The sequence below is a fragment of the Enterobacter soli ATCC BAA-2102 genome, from assembly GCF_001654845.1.
Lineage (GTDB): Bacteria > Pseudomonadota > Gammaproteobacteria > Enterobacterales > Enterobacteriaceae > Enterobacter > Enterobacter soli.
In genome coordinates this window covers 187,970-213,234 of sequence record NZ_LXES01000040.1, presented here as the reverse complement: position 1 = coordinate 213,234, position 25,265 = coordinate 187,970, and the positions used below count along the sequence as shown (strand labels likewise).

Genomic DNA, 25,265 nt, shown 5'->3' with positions numbered 1-25,265 from the left:
TTCCTTAACCGACGCTGTGTTCAAGACTAATGGCGAGGAGTTTTTGGGCTTCAACGGCAAATTCCAGCGGCAGTTCAGAGAACACATCCTTACAGAAGCCGTTAACAATCATTGAAATCGCATCTTCTTCACTGATCCCGCGTTGCAGGCAGTAGAAGAGCTGGTCTTCACCAATACGCGATGTGGTCGCTTCATGCTCCAGCTGGGCGCTGTTGTTACGGCATTCCACGTACGGGAAGGTATGCGCGCCGCTATCAGGGCCAATCAGCATTGAGTCACACTGGGTAAAGTTACGGGCGTTGGTGGCCGTAGGCATGATTTTCACCAGCCCGCGATAGCTGTTCTGGCTGTGCCCGGCGGAGATCCCTTTCGAGATGATGGTCGATTTGGTGTTTTTACCAATGTGGATCATCTTGGTGCCGGTATCCGCCTGCTGGCGTCCGCTGGTGAGCGCCACGGAATAAAACTCACCGATGGAGTTATCCCCACGCAGAATGCAGCTTGGATATTTCCAGGTGATCGCAGATCCGGTTTCCGACTGGGTCCAGGACATTTTGCTGTTTTCACCTTCGCACAGCGCGCGTTTAGTGACGAAGTTCAGGATGCCGCCGGTGTTGCCATCACCCGGGAACCAGTTTTGCACGGTGGAGTATTTCACTTCGGCGTCTTTGTGGATGATGACTTCCACCACCGCCGCGTGCAGCTGATAGCTGTCACGTACTGGGGCAGAACAGCCTTCGATGTAGCTGACGTAGCTTCCCTCATCGGCAATCAGGATCGTGCGTTCGAACTGGCCGGTTTTTTCTGCGTTTATACGGAAATACGTCGACAGCTCCATAGGGCAGCGCACCCCTTTTGGCACGTAGATAAAGGTGCCATCGGACGCCACCGCAGCGTTCAGCGCGGCAAAGAAGTTATCGTTACCCGGCACAACGGTCCCCAGGTACTTTTTCACCAGCTCCGGGTGTTCGTGAATGGCTTCGCCAAACGAGCAGAAGATGATGCCCTGCCCGGCGAGTTTTTCACGGTAGGTGGTGGCAACGGAAACGGAGTCAAAAATGGCGTCAACCGCCACTTCTTTACCTTCCCGCACCGGCACGCCCAGCTGATTAAACGCCTCTTCGACTTCTTTGCTCAGGAAGCTGTTCTCGGCACCGGTTTGCTGTACAGCCCCCGGCTGCGAGGCGCAGGTATCATCACAGCTGCCGCAGGATGGCGCAGAGTAGTAGCTGTAATCCTGATAGTTCAGCTTGTCGTAGTGCGCTTTCAGCCAGTGTGGCTCTTCCATTTCAAGCCAGGCACGGAAAGCATTCAGACGGAACTCAAGCATCCACTCCGGCTCATTACGCTTGGCCGAAATCGCGCGGATCACATCTTCATTGATGCCTTTTGCCAGTTCATCTGTTTGCAGGTGCGTGAAGAACCCCTCTTTATAGTTGAGGTGCCCGCCGCTCCAGGTGTTGACATCATCAGTTGCTTCAGTATTACGAGACATAGTACCGCCTATACCCCAAAGCTTTCGCCGCAGCCGCATTCGTTCTGGGCTTTCGGGTTATGAAATTTAAAGAGCTGGTTTAAACCTTCGCGAACGTAGTCGACTTCGGTTCCGTCGATAAAAGGCATGGCCTGTAGCGCGACGTACAGTTTCGCGCCATCGGTTTCAAAGACCAGGTCGTCTTTTGCGGGTTCCGTGACGGTATCCAGCACGTAGCCGAAGCCCGCACAGCCGGTCTGCTTGACCCCTAAGCGCACGCCGAGGAGCTCAGGCTTTTTCGCCACCAGCTCGTGAATATGTGCCGCAGCCGCTGGCGTGAGCGTTAAACCGCGCCAGGCAAAGTCGGCAGGATTGAAGGTTTCTGAATGCAATTCCATAGGTCCACCTCATGTATTGAGCCACCAGGGCATAACACCATGTTAGTGATAACGATTATCACTTCAACCCCCTGACAGCAGGGGCTTTCGGCTAAATCGCCCTTTTTGGCTACTTTTATTAAGCATAGACCCTGTGGGAGGATGCAGGCAGGATGGATTTAATTGTTCAATGCATTGATAAATAATGCATTTCGTCACGTCATCTATGACGAAGAGAAGAAAAGTAAAATATGCATCGGAAATGCCTATTTTTAAGATAGCTTTTGAGGAAAGGGGCAAAAACAAAAAAGGCCCTCAAGGCCTCTTACGATCAGTGATGAAATGACACCGCAAACCCCTGTTCACGCCAGTGATCCAGTTGTTCCTGCTGGCGAGACGTGGGTGATTTCCCCGTCCAGACGAAGATTTTCTGCCCGGGGAAAAGCTCAGGACGCGGTGAATCAATCGGCTCTGCCAGCACGTCAATATGCCAGCCCTTTTGCGATAAACGCGCAGCTTCCAGCCACAGATGGGTCCGGTCATCGCACTCCCAGCCAATCAGAAGAGCGTCTTTACCGGTTTTCTTGCGGGACTCCGCCAGACTCGCAATCGCGAATTCGATCAAAACACCGTCCAGCAGGCTCGCCATGTGGCGCACGGTATTCTGATCCTGGTTCATTCGCTGGCGGACAGGGGAGATAATATTGTCAATCAGCGCATCCATCGCGTGATCGCGGCGGAATTCACCTATTTTGGCGCGCAGTTTTGCCGGGCTGGCGTAACGCAGAACGGTCATCATCTCTTCCTGGAACGAAACCCAATTGCCCTGGGTCAGCACTTCCTTATTTTCCAGCAAGACTTTAACTTTTCCGACCGAAACGCCGCTTTTCATCAGGCGTTTGATCTCTTCAATACGCAGGATATCTTCATCGTCAAACTGACGATGTCCCCCTTCGCTGCGCTGCGGCTTCAACAATCCATAACGACGCTGCCAGGCACGCAGCGTAACGGGGTTGATACCGCATCGTTCGGCCACTTCGCCGATACTGTAATAGGCCATTAACTCCCTCACGCTCAGAACTTCCATACCTAACTACACCAACCTTATCAGATTGTACAAACCATTTGTATAACTAAGACCACATTTTACTCAGGTGAATGGGCTACTCTTCCCTTCGCCTGTGAATATATTGTTGTATAAAATTTACCATTCGTACAGTTAAGTCTGCCGCTTTGTGTACAGCTTTATCAGAATTCGAATTTTTTCTCCGGCCACGCAATAACTGGAATACCGCCATGCCGGGGGCTGGCAAAGAGATGCCCCTGGAACTGGGAAATTCCCGCAGACTCCAGCCACATCCACTCTTCTGCCTTCTCCACACCCACCGCGCAGAACTGGATCTCAAGCGTGGTACAGCATTTGATAATCGCCTGAATGATGGCCTGTCGGGGGCCACTTTTGTGCACGTTAGCGACCAGATCGCGATTTATCTTAATTCTGTCCGGCTGGAACTGAGCCAGCAGTTGTAGCCCCGCGAAACCGGCGCCAAAGTGATCGATCGTCACACTGATGCCTGCACTTTTTAGCTGCCTGACCGAATCCGAGAATTCATCAAAGCGGGAAATGGCTTCACTTTCAGTAAACTCCACCACAATTTGCTCTGGCACAAACCCATTTGCTTCAATCGCTGTGAGCAGAAAATCCACGGCGTTGGGAATGTTAACCAGCGTCATGGGCAGCAAGTTAAGGGATAATGTTTGGTCCTGTAATCCCAGCGCGCTGGCCATTGAAAGCGCCACCTGCTTGCTTTGCAGATCGGACGTATACACTTCGTCACGCGGGAGTTTGGCAAAATAGGCCTCCGGCGAGCCGCCGTCATGGGTGCGGATAAGCGCCTCCCAGGAAACGACCTGCTGCATAAACGGATCGACTATCGGCTGGAACGCAAAGCTGCAATCCGCTCCCTTGGCGATCACCTCGGGCTGCGCGGATAAGCGCGTTTCTTCGGGAACAAAATCCCATGAATCCGCAGGCGGAAGTTCAAAGTAGTTCTCTTTTTCCGTGGCATCGACAAAGGTGCGGAAAAACTGGAGTGGGCGGTCGTTATACGTCAGCTGGTAGCGAGTCGTTCCTTTGTCGAGCACCTGCTGTAGCACCTCATCCCTGTCGAACTGGCGTAAATCGAAAAGCTCCATGCCCACGTTGCCAAAGCGGCGCACAGGCCCGTGATCGCGCATCAACTCAACCACATTATGGTGACGTGGGTCGTTACAGATCTGCTCATAGATCGACGAAACGTGCTCCACTGGTCCTTCAAGCAGTTGGAAAAAATGAGTGCCGTTAAACAGCAGGATCCCCGTGACATTAGATTGCTGATTTTTACTGTTTGCAGCAGCGACCATGGCTTCCAACGCTTTCACTGGAACGTCCTCGCAGATATGACTGCGGTAAATGATGGTTGTGAGCATGCTATTCCTGGGGTTCGGGTTTTTTCCACAAAAGACGTGGGTAATGTTCATTTATAGCACATTAATTGCTTAACAAATAATTTACATCTCAACCATTTACAGCAGTTAATGAGACCTGTTTTCTCTGCTGTACAACTTACCAGTGCCTGCTCTTTTTGTACAATATATCCTGTAACATTAGCGCTTCACGAAAGACATATAACCAATTAAAAACAAAAGACTTTATGAAAAATATTAAAAAAAACACAAAAATTTGTACATTTTTCATGTACAGATTTTGAAATTGTGTATACCTTAAATGTAACGTTATTGACGACATGATTTTACAGGAGTGAGACATGCAGCAGGAAGGTTACGGCACAGATTCCGCAGCAGCGATTGCACAGTACTTTGAAAAGGCTGCGCTTCCCACCCAGCAGGAGACGCTGGGTCAGGTAGTGGTTGAAATCCTCAGCGACGGACGAAACCTTAATCGCAAATCGCTTTGTACCAAGCTGCTCAGCCGCCTCGAACGAGCCGACGGGCCGGAAGAGGAAGAACATTACCACATGCTGCTTGGTTTGCTCTTCGAACGGTAAAGTTATGAACAGCAGTGACGCAGACCGACTGATCGACACGCTTATCGGTGAAGCCGTTCTCTCTCTTCTGAAAGAGCGGGGACCAGTGACAACCGAAGGATTGCTACAGCGTCTGCGGGTGATGAAAGAACATGAAAAGGATCCCCAGCGGCGGGAGACACTTGCGAGGGTGATTGCCGAAATCGGCTCAAACAGCATCGCCCTTAGACGTCGCAGAACCGCGCAAGGACGAACGAAAAGAGAGGGACCTCTTAACAACAACAGAGACAATGTCATCCCTTTATTTGGAAATGGAAAACCGTCAGACCCCAAAAAAATACATTGACTGCAATTTAACAGCTACGGTGAGAACAAATGAGACAAAATATTCAGCTTCAACCCGAATACCATTCTGCTTTTATAGACAGTGCGCTGTCGGAATATTTCCGTCACGCAGGCGATCGTTTTGCTGAAGAGTCCGCTGTTTTTTCTACTGCAGTACGCTGTGTTCTGGCCTCCGAGGGACACCTGTCCAATAAAGCGATCATCCTCTGGCTCATTCAAACTTTGGAAGCTACACACGACGTGGTTCAGGCGGATGTGATCCGTAAGACACTGGAAATCGTGGTGGGTTACACGATGGACGATCTCTAAGGCCCCTTCACTCCCCTAACGTGTCATCGTCAAAACTGACGAACGGCCTGACGATGACACGCGCCTTTGCGCATAACACCCTGTAAAACCAGCAAAGCAAACCTGGCACGGTTCCTGCTTACCTTCGCCTACGGGACTGGGTTTTCCAGTCAACTTTGCTTCATTTCTTAACAGGTCTGTTATTGATGAAAAAAATCGCAAGCGTCTGCCCTTACTGTGGTGCAGGCTGCAAATTGAATCTCGTCGTCGAAAATAACCGAATCATCCGTGCCGAAGCCGCCGATGGCGTCACTAACCAGGGCACGCTGTGTCTGAAAGGCTTTTACGGATGGGATTTTCTCAACGATACCCGCCTGCTGACTCCCCGCTTAACACAACCCATGATTCGCTATCACAAAGGTGAAGCATTCACCCCCGTTACCTGGGAAGAAGCCATTCGCTATACCGCCCACAAACTGAAAAGCATTAAGGCGCAGTTCGGCCCCCGTTCGATTATGACCACTGGCTCTTCCAGGGGTACAGGCAATGAAACCAACTACGTAATGCAAAAATTTGCCCGGGCGGTGCTCAACACTAACAATGTGGATTGCTGCGCGCGTGTCTGCCACGGCCCCTCCGTAGCAGGCCTTCAGGAGACACTTGGCAATGGTGCCATGAGCAACTCCATCAACGACATTGAAAACTCAAAATGCCTGTTGGTCTTTGGCTATAACTGCGCTGACTCGCATCCGATCGTGGCAAGACGCGTGCTCAAAGCGCGTGAAAATGGCGCGAAAATTATTGTCTGCGATCCGCGTCGCATCGAAACCGCGCGCATTGCCGATCAGCATTTGCAGCTTAAAAACGGCAGCAATATGGCGCTGGTAAACGCCTTTGGCTATGTGCTGCTGGAAGAGGAGTTATACGACAAAAACTATGTTGCGCGCTTTACCGAAGGGCTGGATGCCTATCGCGAGGCGGTAAAAGATTACGCCCCAGAGAGTGTCGAACACCTTACCGGCATTGCCGCCAGCGACGTTCGCCAGGCGATGCGCACTTTCGCGGCAGCACCGTCGGCCACCGTCATGTGGGGGATGGGCGTTACCCAGTTCGGGCAGGCTGTTGATGTGGTTAAAGGGCTTTCCAGCCTCGCCCTACTGACCGGCAACCTGGGACGCCCGGCTGTCGGCGTCGGCCCGGTACGTGGACAGAATAATGTCCAGGGCGCCTGTGATATGGGCGTGCTGCCTAACATGTTCCCCGGTTATCAGGATGTCACCGATGTAGCGGTCCGGCAAAAATTTGCCGATGCCTGGCACATCGATATCAACGAGATGGATGCCCACGTCGGGACACGCATCACGGAAGTCCCGCACCTGGCGCTGGAAGGTAAGATCAAGGCCTATTACATCATGGGGGAAGATCCGCTCCAGACAGAGGCCGATCTTGGCCTGGTACGCCGGGGTTTCGAGGCCCTTGATTTTGTGGTGGTGCAGGACATTTTCATGACCAAAACCGCCGAAGTGGCAGATGTGTTGCTGCCTGCGACCTCCTGGGGTGAACATGGCGGCGTATTTACCTGCGCTGACAGGGGCTTCCAGCGATTCGGAAAAGCCATTGAACCCAGCGGCAACGTGAAACGCGACTGGGAAATCATCAGCCTGCTTGCCACCGAAATGGGCTACCCGATGCACTATACGTCTAACCAACAGATCTGGGATGAGATGCGCGAGCTGTGCCCACTGTTCTTTGGCGTGACCTATGAAAAAATGGGCGAGATGGGTCATGTCCAGTGGCCGTGCCCAACACTGGAACACCCGGGGACCCCTCACCTGTATAAAGACAATCAGTTCGACACGCCAACCGGCAAGGGACAACTTTTCGCTACGGCATGGCGCCGCCCAGCTGAAATTCCTGATGCGGAGTATCCCCTTGTGCTCTGCACGGTCAGGGAGGTTGGACACTACTCCTGCCGTTCAATGACCGGCAACTGTGCGGCACTGCAGAGCCTTGCCGACGAACCTGGCCGCGTGCAGTTAAATCCGGCAGATGCCAACGCGCTGAACATACGCGACGGACAACTGGTCTGGGTGCGCTCGCGCAGGGGGAAAGTGATCACCCGCGCCAGCATCAGCGAGCGCATCAATGCCGGTGCGGTCTACATGACCTATCAGTGGTGGATTGGCGCCTGTAACGAACTGACGCAGGATAATCTCGACCCGGTATCCAAAACGCCGGAAACAAAATACTGCGCAGTACAGATTGAGGCAATTGAAGACCAACGCTGGGCGGAAGATTTTGCCGCATCAGCGTATCAGTCCATGAAATCGCGATTAATCAGTGCAGTAAATGTATGACCTCCAGAGGCTCGCCTGGCGAGCCTCTTATTCACGCCATGTCCAGCCTGATGCTGGCGTAATTGTGGCACAGGTTCCCGCACTGGCAATATAATCAGATGGGCTTTTCTTAAAGGTTATCCGCCATGTCTGCTTCAGGCTCATCTCATCGAGGTTCACCCTACGCGCAAGAGCTTATTGCCCATTTACAGCCCTACTCCGTAACGCGAAAAACGGACCGTGGTGAGCAACTGGATCTTCAGGTAAACCATCAGGGCATGTGTTATCTGGTTATTGAAGGGACTATCGCTATATATCGCAGAAGCGACAATATGCTGCTTTCTACGGCGAAAGGCCCGGCCGTTTTAGGTGTCGCCAATCTCACAGATATCTTCTTTGATGACTATCTTAAAACCATCACCCCCTGCCTTATCGCCACACTGACGACTAAACAACTTAACGAGATTATCAAAGACGAAGCGCTGTGGGGGCTTATCTCAAAACACCTGATGTTTATGTATAACCGGCTCTATAACAATATCATGCCCCGCGGTGTACCAACGGCGTATGAGATGATTCGCCAGCAGCTTATGCTGTTGATGAATGAAGACGAGAATTTTCGCAGGAGCATCACAGTGGAGCGGTATATCAGGGAGAAAACCCAGCTCTCCCGCAGCGGTGTGATGCGCATTCTGGCGGATTTAAAAACCGGCGGATTTATCGAAATGGAAGATGGCAGGCTCATTAAAATCAACAAACTCCCCGCCCGATACTGAATTTCAAACACAAAAAAGGCCGCAAACGCGGCCTTTTTATCAGCAATCAATGGACATGAACGCCCAACCGCCAGGCAAAATAGATCTCTTCTTTCAGCTCGCTGGAAGAGAGCGCGAGTAAGTCAGCAAATTCCAGCTCAAGCTGTTTCAGCTTTTTCAGGTACTGTGCCGGAGACAGGTTGCTCTTATCGCGACGTAAATATTCAACTGCCAGTTGGGTTGGGTTCAATTCGGTATCCATGATGTCCTCGCTTATGTACAAAACCTGAGCAGTATAACACGTTTCACTGAACATATTTTGACCAAAGGCAAAACATCACGGATGTTTACACGCTTTACACTACCGCCGTTGTCAGACGCGATGAACAGCACAGACGGTCCTGTTCATCCAGGATATCAATCTGCCACACCTGATGACGGCTGCCTGCGTGCAATGCGCGGCAGACACCGCGCACACGTCCACTGCGAACAGAGCGAATATGGTTGGCGTTCACTTCCAGTCCCACCACTTTGTGTTCCCCTTCGGTACACAAATAGCCTGCGACTGAGCCAAGCGTTTCAGCCAGTACCACCGATGCACCGCCGTGCAGCAGGCCAAAAGGCTGATGCGTGCGGCTATCGACAGGCATGCTCGCTTCCAGCGAATCCTCACCAATATGGGTAAACTGAATATCCAGCAAACCCACCATATTCCCTTCTCCCATGGCATTGAGCGCCTGAAGCGTCACTGCTCGTTTCCAGATCATCCCATAATCTCCAGTAAAGCCTGTAATGGATGGCGTACACCGTTACCTTCAACGCGTTTCACCTGGCTGCGGCAGGAGTAACCTGTCGCCAGACAGCGGTTGCGCGGTAAACGCTGCATGGCCTGATGCCATGACAACTCGTAGATCCCAAGTGAGTTCTCATGATTTTTGACTTCATGCCCGTAGGTTCCCGCCATGCCGCAACACCCCACGCTGACGCTCTCAAGCTTCGCGCCGAAGCGGGCGAAAATAGAGGCCCACTGTCCAGGTGCCCCCGGCAATGCCGTTACCTCGGTACAGTGCCCAAACAGATACCAGGATTCACCGCTGACCTCTTTGGCCGCTGTTTTTTGCAGCGCCGCAGGCAGCCATTCGTGTACCAGCATGACGTGGAAATCCCCACGTTTATCGCCAAGCGTCTGCTTGTACTCATCGCGGTAGCAGAGCACCAGCGCCGGGTCGACGCCGACCATTGGGATCCCCAGCGTAGCAACACGGTTGAGGAAGTCCGACGTTTTTTGCGCAGTTTTCGCAAAGCGATTCAGGAAGCCTTTGATGTGCTGCGCCTTGCCGTTTGGCGAGAACGGCAGCACTACCGGCTGATAACCGATTTTTTCAGCCAGACGGAGAAAGTCGGCCACGACCTGCGCATCGTAATAGCTGGTGAACGGATCCTGCACCACCAGCACCACGTTGGCTTTTTGCTCTGCGCTTAACGCTTCAAGCTGCTCCAGAGTCATGTTCGCAGAACGATGCCCCACCAGCTGACGCTGTAATGATGGCGTCGACAGCAACGGCAGGTCCACCATGCCGATATGTTTCTCTGAGAGCTTGCGTACCAGCGGTTGATTAATAAAGAAGTTGAACGTCTTAGGCGCTCGCGCCATCAGCGGCGCATAGCTTTCCACCGTGGCGACCAGATGATCGCGAACCGGGCGCAGATAGCGCGTGTGGTAAAGCTGCAGGAAACGCGAACGGAATTCCGGAACGTCAATTTTAATAGGACATTGCGTCGAACAGGCCTTACAGGCCAGACAACCGGACATGGCTTCTTTGACTTCATGGGAGAAATCATATTCGCCTTTCCGGGCGTGCCAGCTGTTCCGCGTGCGTTCGATCAGCGTGCGCAGGCTGGCCGCTTTTTCCGGCAACTCGCTTTCCAGCTTCAGCGGATCAACACCGCGATCGGCCAGCAGACGCAGCCATTCGCGCACCAGGGTTGCACGCCCTTTTGGCGAATGAATACGGTTACTGGTGATTTTCATCGACGGGCACATCGGGCTTTTCGCGTCGAAGTTAAAGCACAGACCGTTCCCGTTACACTCCATGGCACCGCGCCAGGATGAGCGTACGGCGATAGGAATTTGCCGGTCATAAGTGCCGCGTTTCACCGCATCCACGCGCAGCATTGGCGCATCCACGCCTTCTGGCGGGCAAATCTTGCCCGGGTTGAGACGGTTATCCGGGTCAAACGCCGCTTTGACTTTACGCAGTTCCCCGAACAGTTGCTCACCGAAAAACGCCGGGCTGTATTCCGCGCGGAAGCCTTTTCCGTGCTCGCCCCACAGCAGACCGCCATATTTTGCCGTTAACGCGACGACGTCATCGGAGATCTGTTTCATCAGGATCTCCTGCTGCGGGTCGCACATATCCAGAGCCGGGCGCACGTGCAGTACCCCGGCGTCCACGTGGCCAAACATGCCATAGCTCAGCCCGTGGCTATCCAGCAACGCACGGAATTCAACAATATAGTCAGCCAGATGCTCCGGCGGTACGCAGGTGTCTTCTGCAAACGGAATGGGTTTCGCTGCACCTTTGGCATTGCCCAACAGCCCCACCGCTTTTTTACGCATCGCATAGATACGCTCAATACCGGAAAGGTCGTTACACAGCTGCCAGCCAATAACCCCGCCCTCACCTCTGGCGATAAGCTCGTCCAGACGCTGGCAGAGCATCGACACCTGGCTTTCAATCAGCTCAGCGTCATCGCCTGCAAATTCAACGATGTTCAGGCCAAGCATCTCTTTATCCGGTACATCGGTGATCAGTTCGCTCACGGAGTGCCAGACAATATCTTCCCGCGCCAGGTTAAGCACTTTGGAGTCGACGGTTTCAACCGACAGCGCCCGCGCGTCAACCATAAATGGCGCATTGCGCAGCGCAGAATCGAAAGAGTTGTATTTCACATTGACCAGGCGGCGTACCTTCGGCAGCCGGGTGATATCCAGACGCGCCTCGGTAATAAACGCCAGGGTGCCTTCCGAACCGGTCAGAATACGGGTCAGATCGAACTGGGTCAGTTCATCGTTAAACACATGACGCAGATCGTAACCCGTCAGGAAGCGATTCAGTTTGGGGAATTTATCGAGGATCAACTGGCGGTTGTCGCGACAACGTTCCAGTACGGTGCGATAGATTCGCCCGCTGGCGGTGTTATCTTTGCCCAGCGTTTCAGCCAGCGCAACGGGCATTGGCTGAGTATCAAGGATGTCGCCACCCAGCAGTACCGCGCGGACGCCCAGCACATGATCGGAGGTTTTGCCATACACCAGCGACCCCTGTCCGGACGCATCGGTGTTGATCATCCCGCCAATGGTCGCGCGGTTACTGGTAGAAAGCTCTGGCGCGAAAAAGTAGCCGTAGGGCTTTAAATACTGGTTGAGCTGATCTTTGATAACGCCCGCTTCAACACGCACCCAGCCCTCTTCAGGGTTGATTTCAATAATGCGGTTCATATAGCGGGACATATCAATGATGATGCCCTGATTAAGCGCCTGGCCGTTTGTGCCGGTGCCGCCGCCACGCGGGGTGAACACCAGGGACGTAAAACGTTCCTGCGCCGCCAGACGGGAAATTAATGCCACATCAGCCGTCGAGCGGGGAAAGACGACGGCATCGGGAAGAAGCTGGTAGATACTGTTATCGGTCGCCATCGTTAGCCTGTCGGCATAATTTGTGGCGGTATCACCTGTAAAACCCTGTTGCTCCAGTGCCTGCAAAAAATTAAGCACCAGCTGAACGACGCCAGGTGCCTGAGAAATCTGTGGGATCATTACGGTCGACCCTAATTAGAGGTGTGAAATCGTTTGCGTTGTGTCGTGAAAGTTTTATCACATTTTTTTCTTATACGCTCAGCTGAATTACATGCAGAATCTGCCTGTTAAAAATCGCTGAAATCACTAATGATTAGAGTGACGCGGTTTCATGTTCTCGCCAGCCTGGCTGGTGTTCATCTAAGGAAAGTTTTATTTATGGTCAATCTTCGTCAGCCGAGGGATGTTGCGCAAATCCTGCTGTCAGTGCTGTTTCTGGCAATCATGATTATTGCGTGTCTGTGGATTGTTCAGCCATTTGTGCTCGGCTTCGCCTGGGCCAGTACCGTAGTCGTCGCCACCTGGCCACTGCTGCTGCGTTTACAGAAACTGCTGTTTGGCCGCCGTGCGCTTGCCGTGCTGGTCATGACCTTACTGCTGTTCCTGCTGTTTATTATTCCGATTGCCTTACTGGTTAATAGCCTGGTTGATACCAGCGGCCCGGTTATTCGCGCCATCAGCAGCGGCGACATGACGCTGCCGGATCTCGCCTGGCTAAATAGCATTCCGGTTATCGGTTCAAAACTGTACAGCGGCTGGCACGGCCTGCTGGAGATGGGCGGCAGCGCATTGATGGCGAAAGTGCGTCCTTATATTGGCACTACAACCACCTGGTTTGTCGGGCAGGCCGCACACATCGGTCGCTTTATGATGCACTGTACGCTGATGCTGGCCTTCAGCGCCCTGCTGTACTGGCGTGGTGAGCAGGTCGCACTGGGTGTGCGACATTTTGCCACCCGACTGGCCGGTAAACGCGGTGATGCGGCGATCCTGCTGGCGGCTCAGGCCGTTCGCGCCGTTGCGCTGGGAGTGGTGGTGACGGCCCTGGTGCAGGCTGTTCTGGGCGGTATCGGTCTTGCGATTTCTGGTGTGCCATACGCCACTATCTTTACCGTGATCATGATAATGACCTGCCTTGCGCAACTTGGGCCATTGCTGGTGCTGATCCCTTGCATCATCTGGCTCTACTGGTCCGGGGACACCACCTGGGGCACCGTTCTGCTGGTCTGGAGCTGCGTGGTCGGTACGATGGATAACGTTATTCGCCCGATACTCATTCGCATGGGTGCGGATCTGCCGCTGATTCTGATCCTGTCTGGTGTTATTGGCGGGTTGATTGCGTTCGGCATGATTGGCCTGTTTATTGGCCCGGTGCTGCTCGCTGTCACCTGGCGATTGTTCTCTGCCTGGGTGCATGAAGTACCACCACCAGGCACCGACCCCGATGTGATCCTCAGCGAACTGGAAGATCTGGAAGAGAAGAACAAACAGTAACGGTATTGCCGGGTGGCCCTGCGCTTACCCGGCCTGATTTCCTCGCAATACTTAAACATCATTAATCATTTCACTGGTCAGACCCGCCACATTGCCTGTAACTCTGTCATTCACCTCAAAAAATCTTTACGTCTCTTTAACTATTGAGACGAATCTGATCGACGCAAAAAACCTCAATGCCTACTATTAGCTCACGGTTATAAATCAACACCTTGATTTATAAGCATGGAAATCCCCTGAGTGAAACAACGAATTGCTGTGTGTAGTCTTTGCCCATCTCCCACGATGGGCTTTTTTTTGTCCTTCTCAGACGCTCTTCGTCTCACATTGACTTAGCATCCGCCAGTCGGCAGGCAATACACGTGTCTCGCCGGTGACGTTCACCGTAACCACTTCGCGAATATCTGCCGATGACGTGCCAATCTGTAGCTCAAACTCGCCCGGCTCGACAATCCGCTTGCCGTCGCGGCGGGTAAAGTTGAACATATCGACCGGCAAGGTGAAGGTCAGCCGGGTTGTTTCCCCGGGTGAGAGCGTCACCCGCTGGAAGGCTTTCAGCTCCTGCAACGGGCGCACCTGGCTTGCCACTTTATCGCGTACATAGACCTGCACCACTTCGCTGCCGCTGCGTTCGCCGCGGTTGGTCACATCAAAACTCAGGGCTACTTCCCCTGCAATATCAATCTTATCTGATGCCAGTTTTGGGTTGCTTAAGCCAAAGTTGCTCCAGCCCAGACCAAACCCGAAGGGATAGCGCGAGCCAAAATGAAACGCAAATGGCGTGCCGCCACTTTTGAGTTTGTGGTTGTAGTAATACGGCATCGCCCCTGCGCTTTTCGGCACGCTGACCACCAGCCTGCCCTGTGGCTCTGCACGGCCGGTCAGCACGTCGGCAATCGCCCAGCCGCCTTCCTGTCCGGGTGCCCAGGCCAACATAAATGCCGCGACCTTGTCCTCCAGGCCTTGCAGGTTGTACGGCCTTCCCCCGGTCATCACTACCACCACCGGTTTACCTGTTGCGACTAGCGCTTCCAGTAACTGCTGTTGCACGCCTGGCAGGTTCAGGGAGTCCGTGTCGGAACCTTCCCCGACGGTCCCGCTCTGAAACAACCCGGCAAGATCCCCGACGCAGGCCACCACCACGTCACTCTCTTGTGCCGCGCACACAGCCTCGGGGATCAGGGCGGTACTGCGCGAAACCGGAGATTGCTGTATCGGTTTTCCGCCGCTGTCGCCCGGGAAGACCGGCGCGCCCGCCATGCGTTTTTCGATGATGTGACAACCTTTGGCATAACGAACCTGCGATGTCCCCAGGTAGTGTTCAAGCGCCGCGCGCGGTGTCGTCACCTGCGAGGTTTCGTCCACCATATCGCTGATGATTAAATGCACCGGGAAGCTATAACCACTGAGCAATGCCAGAGGATCGTCTGCCGTAGGCCCCACCACCGCCACACGCGGCTTTCCGCTGAGGGGCAGAATGCCGTTATTCTCAAGCAAGGTTAGCGAACGGGTCGCTACCTCGCGTGCCACCTGCCGGGTGGCGTTATTTTGCAGATCAATGGCGTTTTCATCAGCATAGGGGTTTTCAAACAAACCAAGACGGAATTTCTCGGTCAGTACGCGCCCCACGATCTCATCCACCTTCGCCATGGTGATAAGCCCGCGTTCAACCGCCTGTGCCAGATGGCGCGCGCAGTCATCTTTAGGCAGCTCAACGTCCAGCCCGGCATTAAAGGCCAGCGCTGCCGATTCAGCGGCGTCATGCGAAATACCGTGGTGCTGATGCAGAAGGCTCACGCCACCGTAATCGGCAACGATAATGCCGTCAAAACCCCACTGCTCGCGTAGCACCGTCGTCAGCAGGAAACTGTCACTGTGGCCTGGCTGGTTGTCGATATCGTGATACGCAGGCATCACCGACCCTGCATTAGCGAGCTTCACCGCCATTTCGAACGGCAGCAGGAAGGTATCGTTCAGTTCGCTGAACCCCAGATGCACGGGCGCATGGTTACGTGCCCCTTCGCTGAACGAGTGACCAACATAGTGTTTCAGCGTGGCCAGCAGGTCGCGTTTTTCGCCCTGTAATCCCTCCACATAGGCGCTGGCCATCACGCCTACTAACCACGGGTCTTCACCAAACGTCTCTTCGGTGCGCCCCCAGCGGACATCGCGTGAGACATCCAGAACAGGTGCCAGCCCCTGCTGACAACCCACCGAGCGGGCCTCGGCACCAATGTGCTCTGCGGCACGCCTGACGAGCGCCGGGTCCCAGCTTGAACCATAGTTCAGCGATGAGGGGAATAAGGTGGCGTCTTTACAGAGCAAGCCGACCAGACACTCTTCGTGGAACAGCGCCGGGATGCCGAGCCGCGTCTCTTCCATCATCATCCGTTGCAAGCGATTTGCCGCCCGCACGCCCGTTCTGGCGTCAACAATATGCGTCCCCAGTGGCCGGGTTATCTGTCCGACCCCCAACTTCAGCCTCTCACCCAGCGCAGCCTGTTCGCTGACGCCCGCAAACTCATCACTCAAATCCGTCCGCTCGCGATGGTTGCCGTGTTCATCGAGGATCAGCCAGTACGCGTGCATCTGCGCAAATTTCTCTTCTGAGGTCATACGGGCCAGTAAATCCGCCACGCGTTCGTGCACGGGACGACCCGCATCCTTATAGATTGCAGTCATACGTTACTCCTTGATTACATGATGAAGTGCCGGGGTGAGTGCTTCTTCGTCCGGGCGCGCCTGGCGCTTGCTGGCAAGCTCGCGGGCAATAGTGTCAACCAGTCGGCTATTGAGTTTGTAAACGGTGAGCAGCGCGACCATACCGATGAACAGCGCGCAGGGGATCAGCGTAAAGAGTGCGTTGATGGTGCTCAGCACATGCGGAGCCTGTACGGCCTGGCCCGGTGCATAGTCCACCATGCCCAGCACCCAGCCCACCACAGCTCCACCCAGCGCCAGGCCAAATTTGATGGCAAACAGCGCGGTGGAGAACACCAGCCCATCCAGACGACGGCCACTGCGATGCTCTTCGTAATCCACCACGTCAGAGAACATGGTCCATTGCAGCGGCGTGGTCAGGTTTTGAATAAAGCTGAAGATAATGTTCAGGCCGAATATCAGCCAGACCTGCGACGGCGGCAGGAAGAAAATAAGTGCGCCGAATATAACGAAAGTGATAATCGTCCACTGATAGGCCCGCACCCGGTCGAATTTACCCAATAACCGTTCAGACAATAATGCACCACTGAGGGAGGCCACCATGCCAGAAACAATAAAGGCGAAAACCAGCTCCGGGCGTAACAATACATAGTTCACGTAATACAGGGTTGCCGAGCCACGCGTAACCACTGCAGTCAGCAATAAAATATTAAATACAAACACTATCCGCCACTGACTATTTCCCGCCAGGCGTTTTAAATCGGTAATCATCGAGCCAGACGTGTCGCTGCGCGGAGAATAACGCTCGCGGGTCATCAGGAAACAGCAGAAGAATAAGATAATGCCTAATAACCCCATTAAACTCATGGCGTAGAAATAGCCTTTTTGCACATTGCCATCACCCAGTTTTGCCACCAGCGGCAGCGCAATGACCGTGACAATCAGGCCGCCGATAAAGGACAACCCAAAGCGCCAGGATTGCAGTGAATGACGTTCACGCGGGTCAAGGGTGAGCGCTCCGGGCATCGCGCAGTAGGGAACATTAATGGCCGAATAGATAAGGCTCAGGATGGTGTAAGTCACGCAGGCGTAGATGATTTTCGCCGTTGGCCCGACATCAGGAACATAGAACGTAATCAGGCAACTCACGCCAAAAGGAATGGCGAACCATAACAGCCATGGGCGGAAGCGGCCATGACGGGTTTGCGTGCGATCCACCAGCGCGCCAATACAGGGATCGACAAAGGCATCAACCACGCGCACCACTAAAAACATGGTTCCCATTATTGCTGCCGGCAGACCAAATACATCCGTATAAAAATAGGCAAGAAATAAGGTTGCGGTTTGCCAGACCAGCGCGCTGGCCATATCACCTAAACCGTAACCTATTTTATCTTTCGTACGTAAGACAGGGGAGATGTTCATTTTTATGGGCCTTTTATCAGGTTAAAACGTATTTCAACCAGTTGCGCATCGTGTAGGGTAATGCGCAGTTAAGGCTCAAGTATTAGCAACGCTTTGCGCGCTAACAATTGTCTAAATTAACAGACAAATTATGATATTTGGTTTTTTGCTTTATTTGTGACGGGGAGCATGTCGGCATGAAAATAAAAAAGGTGAGGATAAATATCCTCACCTTTTCTGCATACGGGTATTACGGCATTACTTTTTCAGTTCTGCCAGGCTCAGCCAGGTTTGCACCACGGTATCCGGGTTCAGGGAAAGGCTATCAATCCCCTCTTCCATCAGCCAGGCAGCGAAGTCTTCATGGTCGGATGGACCCTGACCACAAATCCCGACATATTTACCCTGCTTCTTCGCTGCTTTGATGGACATTGACAGCAGCGCTTTAACCGCCTCATTACGCTCATCGAACAGTTCGGAAACCACACCAGAATCGCGATCCAGACCCAGCGTCAGCTGCGTCATGTCGTTTGAGCCGATAGAGAAACCGTCGAAATACTCCAGGAACTGCTCAGCCAGCAGGGCGTTAGACGGAATTTCGCACATCATGATGAGCTTCAGTCCGTTTTCACCACGCTTCAGACCCTGACGCGCCAGTTCCTCTACTACCGCTTTGGCCTGCGCCACGGTACGGACGAACGGGATCATGATTTCAACGTTGGTCAGCCCCATGTCGTTGCGCACGCGTTTCACCGCATCGCACTCCAGCGCAAAGCAGTCACGGAAGCTGTCAGACACATAACGTCCGGCACCACGGAAGCCCAGCATCGGGTTCTCTTCTTCTGGCTCGTAACGCTCACCGCCCACCAGGTTGGCGTATTCGTTAGATTTAAAGTCAGACAAACGCACGATGACGCGTTTCGGATAGAACGCCGCACCCAGCGTCGCGATCCCTTCGGTCAGACGGCCAACGTAGAACTCTTTCGGCGAGTCGTAGCCTTTCATCATTTCGCGAATTTCGTTTTGCAGTTTCGCGTCCTGATCGTCAAACTCCAGCAGTGCACGCGGGTGCACGCCAATCATACGGTTGATGATAAATTCCAGGCGCGCCAGGCCAACCCCTTCGTTTGGCAGGCAGGCGAAGTCAAACGCCCTGTCCGGATTACCCACGTTCATCATGATCTTCAGCGGCAGGTCCGGCATGGTATCCACGCTGGAGCTTTTCACGCTGAAGTCCAGCAGCTCGGCATAGACATAACCGGTATCACCTTCCGCACAGGAGACGGTGACGTTCTCGCCATCCTTCATGCGTTCGGTCGCATCACCACAGCCAACCACCGCCGGGATACCCAGTTCACGGGCGATAATCGCCGCATGGCAGGTACGGCCACCACGGTTGGTAACAATCGCCGCAGCCTTCTTCATGATCGGTTCCCAGTCCGGGTCGGTCATGTCGGTAACGAGCACGTCACCCGGCTGAATGCGGTTCATCTCGCTGATGTCCTGAATAACTTTCACCGGGCCCGCACCAATGCGGTGACCGATGGCACGGCCTTCAGCAATCACTTTGCCCTGTGCATGAAGCGTATAACGCTCCATCACCTGACCGCGAGAACGGACGGTTTCCGGGCGCGCCTGCACGATAAACAGCTTGCCGGTGTTGCCGTCTTTGGCCCACTCGATATCCATCGGGCGGCCATAGTGTTTCTCAATCTGCACAGCCTGCTTCGCCAGCTCCTGCACTTCGGCATCGGTCAGAGAGAAGCGGTCGCGCTGTTCCTGCGGCACGTCTTCAATTTTAACCTGCTTGCCGTGCTCCTGAGTCGGGGCATAAATCATGCGGATCTTTTTCGATCCCATGGTACGGCGCACGATAGACGGACGGTTTGCCGCAAGCGTTGGTTTGTGCACGTAGAATTCGTCCGGGTTAACCGCACCCTGCACAACCATTTCACCCAGACCCCACGCAGAGGTGATAAACACCACCTGGTCGAAGCCGGATTCGGTATCAATGGAGAACATCACGCCGGATGAGCCGACATCTGAGCGCACCATGCGCTGAATGCCTGCCGAGAGCGCCACGCCACGGTGGTCATAGCCCTGATGCACGCGATACGAGATGGCGCGGTCGTTGAACAGGGAAGCAAACACGTGCTTCACCGCCACCAGCACGGCATCGTAGCCCTGCACGTTGAGGAAGGTTTCCTGCTGACCGGCGAAGGAGGCATCTGGCATATCTTCTGCGGTGGCTGAAGAGCGTACCGCAAACGAGGCCTGCGCATCATCAGAGGAAAGCTGGTCGTACGCGTCGTGAATCGCTTTTTCCAGCTCCGGCTGGAAAGGTGTGTCGATGACCCACTGGCGGATCTGTGCGCCGGCTTTGGCAAGCTCAGCAACATCATCGATATCCGTTTTATCCAGCAGTTCGTAAATGCGCTGGTTTACACCGCTTTGGTCAAGAAACAGGTCAAACGCTTCGGCGGTAGTGGCAAACCCATTCGGTACGGAGACACCCATACCGGACAGGTTGGTAATCATTTCACCCAGGGAGGCATTTTTGCCCCCAACTCTGTCTACATCATTCATGCCGAGTTGGTTATACCAAAGCACCAGCGGTGACGAGCCATTGTTGGACATCGAAACAATCCTTTTGTGATATTTGAACGGGATTAAGAAACACCTTAATGCGTATTTATCCTGGCATATTTGTTCTCGTGAAAAAAACGGTGAATCGTGTAAGCAACTTTATTTTTTATTTTTTCGGACACTTCCCCATCAATCGCTAACCCAATGATTACAATGGATTCCCACAAAAATGTTCGGTTTATATTGGTTTTTCAAAAAATGAAATCCACTTTTCATTAAAATTAAAAATACCGTTTCATTTATAATTAAGACGATTCCCTCTCTGTTGTATTTTACTTTTTTAATTTATGCTTTCAGTCAATTAGGTCCGATATTCAGGGTGAGAAAAATGGATAATGCTGTCGATCGCCACGTTTTTTATATTTCTGATGGTACGGCGATTACCGCCGAAGTGCTGGGACATGCGGTCATGTCGCAGTTCCCGGTTTCCATCAACAGCATCACGCTGCCGTTTGTGGAAAATGAGAGTCGCGCGAAAGCCGTGAAAGACCAGATTGACGCCATCTACCAGCAATCAGGCGTGCGTCCGCTGGTCTTCTATTCCATCGTGATCCCGGAAATTCGCCAGATTATTTTGCAAAGTGAAGGCTTTTGTCAGGACATCGTGCAGGCCCTGGTGGCTCCGCTGCAAGGTGAACTGAAGCTTGATCCCACGCCGATTGCCCATCGCACCCACGGTCTTAACCCCGGAAACCTGATCAAGTACGATGCCCGTATCGCGGCCATTGATTACACCCTGGCTCACGATGACGGCATCTCCCTGCGTAATCTCGATCAGGCGCAGGTGATCCTGCTTGGCGTATCACGCTGCGGCAAAACCCCGACCAGCCTCTACCTGGCCATGCAGTTCGGGATCCGGGCGGCGAACTACCCCTTTATTGCTGACGATATGGATAACCTGGTGTTACCCGCTGCGCTTAAGCCACTGCAACATAAGCTGTTTGGCCTGACGATAAACCCGGAACGCCTGGCCGCCATTCGTGAAGAGCGCCGTGAGAACAGCCGCTACGCCTCGATGCGCCAGTGCCGCATGGAAGTCTCAGAAGTTGAAGCCCTGTACCGAAAAAACCAAATCCCGTGGCTTAACAGCACCAACTATTCGGTAGAAGAAATCGCTACCAAAATCCTCGATATCATGGGACTGAATCGTCGCATGTACTAATATGCTAGTACATTAATCCAGATTAAGGTATCATCCTGCACATCATCGGGGCGGCTTCGCCCCGAACTTGAAATCAGCAGGGATTGGTTTAAGGTGATGCCCATCACTTCCCGGTAGTCTGCCGATGAAGCAAAAATTTTCTGAGATATTCCATGAACAAAACCGACGAACTCCGCACTGCGCGTATTGATAGCCTGATTACCCCGGCTGAACTGGCGGTGCGACATCCTGTTTCCGCAGGCGTTGCGGAACATGTCACGGCCTCGCGCCGTCGTATTGAAAAAATCCTGAATGGTGAAGATCGCCGTCTTCTGGTGATCATCGGCCCTTGTTCCATTCACGACCTGGATGCCGCGATGGATTACGCTAAACGACTTCAGGCGCTGCGTGAAAAACACCAGCATCGCCTGGAAATCGTGATGCGTACCTACTTTGAAAAACCCCGCACCGTTGTTGGCTGGAAAGGGCTAATTTCTGACCCTGACCTGAACGGCAGTTATCGCGTGAATCACGGTATTGAGCTGGCGCGTAAGCTGCTGTTACAGGTCAATGAACTGGGTGTGCCTACCGCGACCGAATTCCTCGATATGGTGACCGGGCAATTTATCGCCGACCTGATCAGCTGGGGCGCGATTGGCGCACGAACCACTGAAAGCCAAATCCACCGCGAAATGGCATCTGCCCTCTCCTGCCCGGTTGGATTTAAAAACGGTACCGACGGCAATACCCGCATCGCGGTTGATGCGATCCGCGCGGCCCGTGCCAGCCATATGTTCCTCTCGCCGGATAAAAATGGCCACATGACCATTTATCAGACCAGCGGGAATCCGTACGGCCATATCATTATGCGCGGTGGCAAAAAGCCGAATTACCACGCAGACGATATCGCTGCCGCCTGTGAAACGCTGGCCGAATTTGATCTGCCTGAGCACCTGGTGGTGGACTTCAGCCACGGCAATTGCCAGAAACAGCATCGCCGCCAGCTGGATGTCTGCGATGAGGTTTGTCAGCAGATCCGCAGCGGCTCAACGGCCGTGGCCGGGATCATGGCTGAAAGCTTCCTGAAAGAAGGGACGCAGAAAGTGGTGGCTGGCCAGCCTATCGTTTACGGCCAGTCGATTACCGATCCGTGCCTAAGCTGGGAAGACAGCGAGCTGCTGCTGGAGAAACTGACGGCAGCTGTAGACTCACGTTTTTGATGTTATAGCCCTTCACCCTCTCCCTGTGGGAGAGGGCCCGGGTGAGGGCACCAGACCGCACCCTTCCCCTCAAATTTGATCCCGTCACAAATTTTTCACAAAAAGGCTTGCCGTGAATTTTGACTTTGTTGATAATGATTATCATTGTTACATTGATTGTTATTTGTAAACATTATGTCACGTATGGATAACACCGCGGCAACGCCTATAAAAACACACACAGCGCCTTCCCCTTCTCCTGACGACCGTCGTATCGACAGCAAAAGTCTGCTGGGTGATGAGGGGCGGGTCATTATCGAGCATGACGGCCAGCACTACCTGCTGCGCCAGACCCATGCCGGAAAACTGATCCTGACTAAATAAATTACTCAAAAAAATACGCCAGCCACCCAGGTAATCCCCAGGCAGCCAGCGCTTTCGATTCTTAATGGAGAGTTGCTATGCCACACCTGCATTCCGCGTCTTTGCGTCCATCACTTCTGGCGCTGGCCATTGTCAGCACCTTGCCGGGCGCCGCGTTTGCTGCCGCAGATGATATTACCGTTACCGCGACCGGTAATCCCCGCAGTGCCTTTGAAGCCCCGATGATGGTGAGCGTGATTGACGCTACCGCCCCGGAAAACCAGACCGCCAGCTCCGCCGCAGACTTGCTGCGCAAAGTCCCGGGCCTGACGCTCGACGGCACCGGACGTACAAACGGCCAGGATGTCAACCTGCGCGGTTACGATCGTCGCGGTGTGTTAGTGCTGGTTGATGGTGTACGCCAGGGCACTGACACCGGGCACCTCAACAGCACCTTCCTGGATCCGGCGCTGATCAAGCGCATTGAAGTGGTTCGCGGCCCGTCTGCTCTGCTGTACGGCAGTGGTGCGCTGGGTGGCGTGATCTCCTATGACACCGCCGATGCCAAAGACCTGCTGGAGCCGGGCAAAAACAGCGGTTATCGCGTATTCGGGACTGGGGCTACAGGCGATCACAGTATCGGGATGGGGGCGAGCGCCTATGGTCGCACCGATACCCTGGATGGCTTAGTCGCCTGGTCAAGCCGCGATCGCGGGGACATTCGCCAGAGCAACGGCACGACTGCACCAAACGATGAATCCATCAGCAATATGCTGGCGAAAGGCAGCTGGAAAATCGACACCGCCCAGACGCTGAGCGGCTCTCTGCGCTATTACAACAATGCGGCGCAGGAGCCAAAAAATCCGCAAACTTCTGAAGCCAGCGATACCAGCAATCCAATGACAGACCGTTCCACCATCCAGCGGGACGCCCAGCTCGGCTACAACATTGCCCCGGAAGGCAACGACTGGCTCAATGCCGATGCAAAAGTCTACTGGTCGGAAGCGCGTATTAATGCCCAGAACGTCGATGGCTCGGGCGAATTCCGCAAGCAAACCACCAAAGGCGGCAAGGTTGAAAACCGCACCCGTCTGTTCTCTGATACTTTCGCATCACACCTGCTCACCTACGGCGGCGAATACTACCGTCAGGAGCAGAACCCGGGTGGCGTAACCACCGGTTTCCCGGAAGCGAAAATTGATTTCAGCTCCGGCTGGTTACAGGACGAAATCACCCTGCGTGACCTGCCTGTGACGATCCTCGGCGGTACGCGTTATGACAACTATCGCGGCAGCAGCGATGGCTATGACGATGTGGATGCCGACCAGTGGTCATCCCGCGCGGGGTTAACCGTCAGCCCGACCGACTGGCTGATGCTGTTCGGCTCTTACGCCCAGGCATTCCGCGCCCCGACAATGGGTGAGATGTACAACGATGCGAAGCACTTCTCCATCGGTAGTTTCTATACTAACTACTGGGTGCCAAACCCGAACCTGCGCCCGGAAACCAACGAAACCCAGGAGTACGGTTTTGGTCTGCGCTTTGACAACCTGATGCTGGCCAGCGATGCGCTGGAGTTCAAAGCCAGCTATTTCGACACCAAAGCGAAAGATTACATCTCAACCACCGTCGATTTTGCTGCCGCGACGACCATGTCCTATAACGTGCCAAACGCCAAAATCTGGGGCTGGGATGTGATGGCGAAATACTCCGCCGACCTGTTCAGCCTGGATATGGCCTATAACCGTACACGCGGCAAAGATACCGACACCGGCGAGTACATCTCCAGCATCAACCCGGATACCGTCACCAGCAAGCTGGACATTCCGGTGGCGCAAAGCGGTTTCTCGGTGGGCTGGATCGGCACATTTGTTGATCGTTCAACGCATATCAGCAGCAGCTACAGCAAACAACCAGGCTACGCGGTCAACGATTTCTACGTGAGCTATAAAGGCCAGGAGCAGCTGAAAGGGGTAACCACCACGCTGGTGCTGGGTAACGCCTTTGATAAAGAGTACTGGTCACCGCAGGGCATCCCACAGGATGGCCGTAACGGTAAGATTTTCGTGAGTTATCAGTGGTAATCCCCTCGCCCCGGCTCGCCGGGGCAACTATA

General features: G+C 53.8%; 20 protein-coding genes and 1 other RNA gene. 11 read left to right on the top strand and 10 right to left on the bottom strand.

Annotated features, from left to right (window positions below; all coding sequences use genetic code 11):
- Nucleotides 1–4: 4 nt before the first annotated feature.
- The 4 genes from sufB to M987_RS14910 form a co-directional block, all read right to left on the bottom strand.
- Complete coding sequence (sufB, locus tag M987_RS14925; RefSeq protein ID WP_014069933.1) at nucleotides 5–1,495, bottom strand: Fe-S cluster assembly protein SufB; 1,491 nt, start codon at nucleotides 1,493–1,495, stop codon at nucleotides 5–7.
- Nucleotides 1,496–1,503: 8 nt separating this feature from the next.
- Nucleotides 1,504–1,872 carry a Fe-S cluster assembly scaffold SufA gene (gene sufA, locus M987_RS14920; protein WP_014069932.1) on the bottom strand — a complete coding sequence of 123 codons (369 nt, stop codon included), beginning with the start codon at nucleotides 1,870–1,872 and terminating at the stop codon, nucleotides 1,504–1,506.
- Nucleotides 1,873–2,182: 310 nt separating this feature from the next.
- Nucleotides 2,183–2,911, bottom strand: a complete 729-nt coding sequence (locus tag M987_RS14915; protein WP_014069931.1) for a MerR family transcriptional regulator — start codon at nucleotides 2,909–2,911, stop codon at nucleotides 2,183–2,185.
- A 188-nt stretch (nucleotides 2,912–3,099) separates the two neighbouring features.
- Nucleotides 3,100–4,320, bottom strand: a complete 1,221-nt coding sequence (locus M987_RS14910; protein ID WP_014069930.1) for a diguanylate phosphodiesterase — start codon at nucleotides 4,318–4,320, stop codon at nucleotides 3,100–3,102.
- A gap of 338 nt (nucleotides 4,321–4,658) precedes the next feature.
- On the opposite strand from M987_RS14910, the gene ycgZ reads away from it, so the two are divergent.
- The 5 genes from ycgZ to M987_RS14885 all read left to right on the top strand — a co-directional run bounded on the left by ycgZ (nucleotide 4,659) and on the right by M987_RS14885 (nucleotide 8,622).
- Nucleotides 4,659–4,898, top strand: coding sequence for a regulatory protein YcgZ (gene ycgZ / locus M987_RS14905; protein ID WP_014069929.1), 240 nt, complete (start codon nucleotides 4,659–4,661; stop codon nucleotides 4,896–4,898).
- Between the two features lie 4 nt (nucleotides 4,899–4,902).
- Nucleotides 4,903–5,223 (top strand): hypothetical protein, encoded by a 321-nt coding sequence (locus M987_RS14900; RefSeq protein WP_014069928.1) that lies wholly within the window; start codon nucleotides 4,903–4,905, stop codon nucleotides 5,221–5,223.
- Between the two features lie 29 nt (nucleotides 5,224–5,252).
- Nucleotides 5,253–5,531 carry a biofilm/acid-resistance regulator YmgB/AriR gene (locus M987_RS14895; RefSeq protein WP_014069927.1) on the top strand — a complete coding sequence of 93 codons (279 nt, stop codon included), beginning with the start codon at nucleotides 5,253–5,255 and terminating at the stop codon, nucleotides 5,529–5,531.
- Between the two features lie 185 nt (nucleotides 5,532–5,716).
- The gene (gene fdhF / locus M987_RS14890) at nucleotides 5,717–7,867 is read left to right on the top strand and encodes a formate dehydrogenase subunit alpha (protein ID WP_014069926.1); all 2,151 of its coding nucleotides are present in this window, start codon (nucleotides 5,717–5,719) and stop codon (nucleotides 7,865–7,867) included.
- Nucleotides 7,868–7,992: 125 nt separating this feature from the next.
- The gene (locus M987_RS14885) at nucleotides 7,993–8,622 is read left to right on the top strand and encodes a helix-turn-helix domain-containing protein (protein ID WP_014069925.1); all 630 of its coding nucleotides are present in this window, start codon (nucleotides 7,993–7,995) and stop codon (nucleotides 8,620–8,622) included.
- 46 nt (nucleotides 8,623–8,668) lie between these two features.
- On the opposite strand, the gene M987_RS14880 is transcribed toward M987_RS14885, so the two are convergent.
- The 3 genes from M987_RS14880 to ydiJ all read right to left on the bottom strand — a co-directional run bounded on the left by M987_RS14880 (nucleotide 8,669) and on the right by ydiJ (nucleotide 12,421).
- Entirely contained in the window at nucleotides 8,669–8,863 is a 195-nt protein-coding gene (locus M987_RS14880; RefSeq protein WP_014069924.1) for a YdiH family protein, read from the bottom strand.
- A gap of 94 nt (nucleotides 8,864–8,957) precedes the next feature.
- Nucleotides 8,958–9,368: a 1,4-dihydroxy-2-naphthoyl-CoA hydrolase gene (menI, locus tag M987_RS14875; protein ID WP_014069923.1), complete on the bottom strand. Its 411-nt coding sequence runs from the start codon at nucleotides 9,366–9,368 to the stop codon at nucleotides 8,958–8,960.
- A complete protein-coding gene (gene ydiJ / locus M987_RS24505; protein ID WP_014069922.1) occupies nucleotides 9,365–12,421 on the bottom strand; it encodes a D-2-hydroxyglutarate dehydrogenase YdiJ in 3,057 nt (1,018 codons plus the stop codon). Before ydiJ ends, menI begins: the two co-directional genes overlap by 4 nt.
- Nucleotides 12,422–12,619: 198 nt before the next feature.
- On the opposite strand from ydiJ, the gene ydiK reads away from it, so the two are divergent.
- Both ydiK and rprA read left to right on the top strand, forming a co-directional pair.
- Nucleotides 12,620–13,735 carry an AI-2E family transporter YdiK gene (gene ydiK, locus M987_RS14865; protein ID WP_014069921.1) on the top strand — a complete coding sequence of 372 codons (1,116 nt, stop codon included), beginning with the start codon at nucleotides 12,620–12,622 and terminating at the stop codon, nucleotides 13,733–13,735.
- A gap of 193 nt (nucleotides 13,736–13,928) precedes the next feature.
- An RNA gene (gene rprA, locus M987_RS14860) (antisense sRNA RprA) lies at nucleotides 13,929–14,036 on the top strand.
- 5 nt (nucleotides 14,037–14,041) lie between these two features.
- Here the strand turns inward: rprA and M987_RS14855 are convergent.
- From M987_RS14855 to ppsA, 3 genes are all read right to left on the bottom strand, one after another.
- Nucleotides 14,042–16,417, bottom strand: coding sequence for a glycoside hydrolase family 3 N-terminal domain-containing protein (locus tag M987_RS14855; RefSeq protein ID WP_014069920.1), 2,376 nt, complete (start codon nucleotides 16,415–16,417; stop codon nucleotides 14,042–14,044).
- A gap of 3 nt (nucleotides 16,418–16,420) precedes the next feature.
- A complete protein-coding gene (locus M987_RS14850; RefSeq protein ID WP_014069919.1) occupies nucleotides 16,421–17,821 on the bottom strand; it encodes an MFS transporter in 1,401 nt (466 codons plus the stop codon).
- A 237-nt stretch (nucleotides 17,822–18,058) separates the two neighbouring features.
- The gene (gene ppsA, locus M987_RS14845; RefSeq protein ID WP_014069918.1) at nucleotides 18,059–20,437 is read right to left on the bottom strand and encodes a phosphoenolpyruvate synthase; all 2,379 of its coding nucleotides are present in this window, start codon (nucleotides 20,435–20,437) and stop codon (nucleotides 18,059–18,061) included.
- Nucleotides 20,438–20,774: 337 nt separating this feature from the next.
- On the opposite strand from ppsA, the gene ppsR reads away from it, so the two are divergent.
- The 4 genes from ppsR (at nucleotide 20,775) to M987_RS14825 (ending at nucleotide 25,233) form a co-directional block, all read left to right on the top strand.
- Entirely contained in the window at nucleotides 20,775–21,608 is an 834-nt protein-coding gene (ppsR, locus tag M987_RS14840) for a posphoenolpyruvate synthetase regulatory kinase/phosphorylase PpsR (RefSeq protein WP_014069917.1), read from the top strand.
- Nucleotides 21,609–21,760: 152 nt separating this feature from the next.
- Nucleotides 21,761–22,807 (top strand): 3-deoxy-7-phosphoheptulonate synthase AroH, encoded by a 1,047-nt coding sequence (aroH, locus tag M987_RS14835; RefSeq protein ID WP_014069916.1) that lies wholly within the window; start codon nucleotides 21,761–21,763, stop codon nucleotides 22,805–22,807.
- 174 nt (nucleotides 22,808–22,981) lie between these two features.
- Complete coding sequence (gene hemP / locus M987_RS14830; protein WP_014069915.1) at nucleotides 22,982–23,170, top strand: hemin uptake protein HemP; 189 nt, start codon at nucleotides 22,982–22,984, stop codon at nucleotides 23,168–23,170.
- A gap of 77 nt (nucleotides 23,171–23,247) precedes the next feature.
- The gene (locus tag M987_RS14825; RefSeq protein WP_014069914.1) at nucleotides 23,248–25,233 is read left to right on the top strand and encodes a TonB-dependent hemoglobin/transferrin/lactoferrin family receptor; all 1,986 of its coding nucleotides are present in this window, start codon (nucleotides 23,248–23,250) and stop codon (nucleotides 25,231–25,233) included.
- Nucleotides 25,234–25,265 lie beyond the last annotated feature (32 nt).